This is a genomic window from Kineococcus indalonis, from assembly GCF_009906395.1.
In the GTDB taxonomy this organism is placed as follows: Bacteria; Actinomycetota; Actinomycetes; order Actinomycetales; family Kineococcaceae; genus Kineococcus; species Kineococcus indalonis.
The window spans coordinates 1-2,457 of record NZ_JAAALM010000563.1 but is presented as its reverse complement, the minus strand read 5'-3'; the positions used below and the strand labels follow the sequence as shown (position 1 = coordinate 2,457).

Below are 2,457 nucleotides of genomic sequence, written 5' to 3'. Positions count from 1 at the left end.
CCCTACCGGGGGGCGGGCGGCACGGGGCGCCCGCCCCCGCGCGCGGCGCGGGCGAGCTCGTCGGGCAGCACGGGCCGCCGCGCCCGCGGCAGCCCGTCGAGGACCAGCAGGTAGGAGTCCACGACCAGCTCGGCGACCAGCTCGCCGGTGACGCCCTCCCCGGCGGCCACGGACACCCAGTGCCGCTTGTCCACGTGGTACCCGGGGGTGATCGCGGCGAACTGCCGGCGCAGCGCCCGGGCCTCCTCCGGGTCGCACTTGAGCGTCACGATCGGCTGCCCGGTCGCCTCGGTGGCCATGAGGAACACCTTCCCGGCGACCTTGAACACGTCGTGCTCGGGCCCGAACGGGTGCGACAGGCCCGCGCCGGGCAGCGCCAGCGCCGTGCGCGCGGCGACCTCCTGCACGACCGTGCCGTCGGCGCGGGCGCCCGCGTCCGGGCTGCTGCTGTGCTCCACCCGCCCATCCTGCCCCGGCGCTGGGCCGCGCGGGTGGTGCCGGACCGGCGGGGCTCCAGGGGGCCGCGGCCGGGACGAGCGCTGCCGCGCCGGCCCGCCCCGCCAGCGCCGCGGTGGGCGCTCAGCGCGCGGCGGCGCTCGCCGGCGCCGGCGCCGGCGCGGGCACGGTGTAGGCCTCGCGGAAGCGCTCGACGGCCAGGCGGCTGTCGCCGGAGGCGAACGCCTCCAGGCCCACCACCCCCCGGTAGCCGGTGGCGTGCAGCGCGGCGGCCAGGGCGGGGTGGTTGACCTCCCCGGTGCCCGGCTCGCAGCGCCCGGGCACGTCGGCCACCTGCACCTCGCCCAGCAGGTGGGCGCACTCGCGCACGAGCTGGATCAGGTTCCCCTCGCCGATCTGCGCGTGGTACAGGTCCAGGTTCATCCGCAGGTGGGGGCTGTCCACGGCGGCCACCAGCGCCCGGGTGTCGGCCGCCGCGGCGAACGGGGTGCCCGGGTGGTCCACGGCGACGTTGAGGTTCTCCAGGGTGAACACCGCCCCGTGCCGCCGGCCGAGCTCGGCGACGCGCCGCAGGGTGCGCTCGGCGGCCAGCCACATCGCTCCGGTGACGACCGGCACCGGCCGCACCGGCAGGCCGCGCCCGTCCAGCCCGGTGCCGTGCAGGTTCAGGTTCGGGGTGCCCAGGGCGGCGGCGGCGGCGATCGAGCGCTCGGCGCTGGCCAGCAGGGCGTCGGCGCCGTCGGGGTCGACCAGTTCGCCCTCGACGTAGCCGGTCATCGAGGTGAAGGCGGCGCCGGTGGCCGCCAGGGCGGGCAGGTCCTTGGTGGTCCAGCCCCACAGCTCCACGGCGAAGCCGAGCTCGTGCAGGGTGCGCACCCGCTCCGCGAACGGCAGGTCGGTGAAGACCGTCTCGGCGCACACGGCCAGCGTGAAACCGCTCACCGGGCACCCTCCAGGGCGACGGGCAGGCCGGTGCGCACCGACTCGATGCAGGCCGTGGCGACGAGCAGGGCGCGGTGCGCGTCGCGGCCGGTCACCGCCGGGGCGCGCCGCTCGCGCACGGCCGCGGCGAACTCGGCCAGCTCGCCGGTGTAGGCGTCGGCGAACAGCTCCACGTCCGAGCGCACCGTCTGCGCGTGCGTGCCGGAGGCGTCGTGACGCACCAGGGAGGTGGCCGCCTGCGAGCCGACCGTGAGCGCGCCGGCGGAGCCGAACACCTCCCCGCGCACGTCGTAGCCGTAGGCGGCCGAGAAGCTCGCCTCGGCGGTGGCGATCGCGCCGTTGTCGAAGCGGACCGTCACCACGGCGGTGTCGAGCAGGCCGGCGTCCTTGAAACCCGGCGCCACGAGCGCGTCGGCGACGGCGTACACGGAGACCGGCTGCGCACCGGGGTTCAGCCACAGCAGGGTGTCGAAGTCGTGGATGAGGGTGAGCCGGAAGACCGCCCACGGCGGCACCGCCGCGGGGTTCGCCAGGCCCGGGTCGCGCGTGACCGAGCGCAGCAGCTGCGGGGTGCCGATCAGCCCGGCCTCCACCTGGGCGCGGGCGGCGGCGAAACCGCGGTCGAAGCGGCGGTTGAAACCCACCTGGAACGGCACGCCCGCGGCGTCGGTGGCGGCGACGCCGCGCTCGACGTCCGCCGGCGTCATCCCGGCGGGCTTCTCGCAGAAGACGCCCTTGCCCGCCGCGGCGGCGGCGCTGACGAGGTCCGCGTGCGCCTCGGTGCTGGCGGTGATGACGACGCCCTGCACCTGCGGGTCCTCCAGCAGTTCCGCCGGGTCGGTGACCGCGCGCGCCCCCAGCGGCCCGGCCACCGCCTGCGCGGCGCCGGGGCGCGGGTCGGCCACGCCCACCAGCCGCGCCCCCGGCACCCGCGTGGCCAGCAGCCGCGCGTGCGAGGCGCCGATGCGCCCCGCCCCGATCAGGCCCACCCGCACCGGCTCCGCTGCGGTGTCGACGTCGTCCACGGTTCCTCCTCCTCGCGCCTAGAGCGCTCTAGAC

The 2,457-nt window shown here is 77.6% G+C and carries 3 protein-coding genes; all 3 read right to left on the bottom strand.

The window, feature by feature from the left end:
* Positions 1 to 2 precede the first annotated feature (2 nt).
* Positions 3 to 458: an MmcQ/YjbR family DNA-binding protein gene (locus tag GTR00_RS18905; RefSeq protein ID WP_166613108.1), complete on the bottom strand. Its 456-nt coding sequence runs from the start codon at positions 456 to 458 to the stop codon at positions 3 to 5.
* Between the two features lie 121 nt (positions 459 to 579).
* A complete protein-coding gene (locus GTR00_RS18900; RefSeq protein ID WP_166613107.1) occupies positions 580 to 1,398 on the bottom strand; it encodes a TIM barrel protein in 819 nt (272 codons plus the stop codon).
* Entirely contained in the window at positions 1,395 to 2,423 is a 1,029-nt protein-coding gene (locus GTR00_RS18895; protein WP_166613106.1) for a Gfo/Idh/MocA family oxidoreductase, read from the bottom strand. Before GTR00_RS18895 ends, GTR00_RS18900 begins: the two co-directional genes overlap by 4 nt.
* Positions 2,424 to 2,457: the final 34 nt, after the last annotated feature.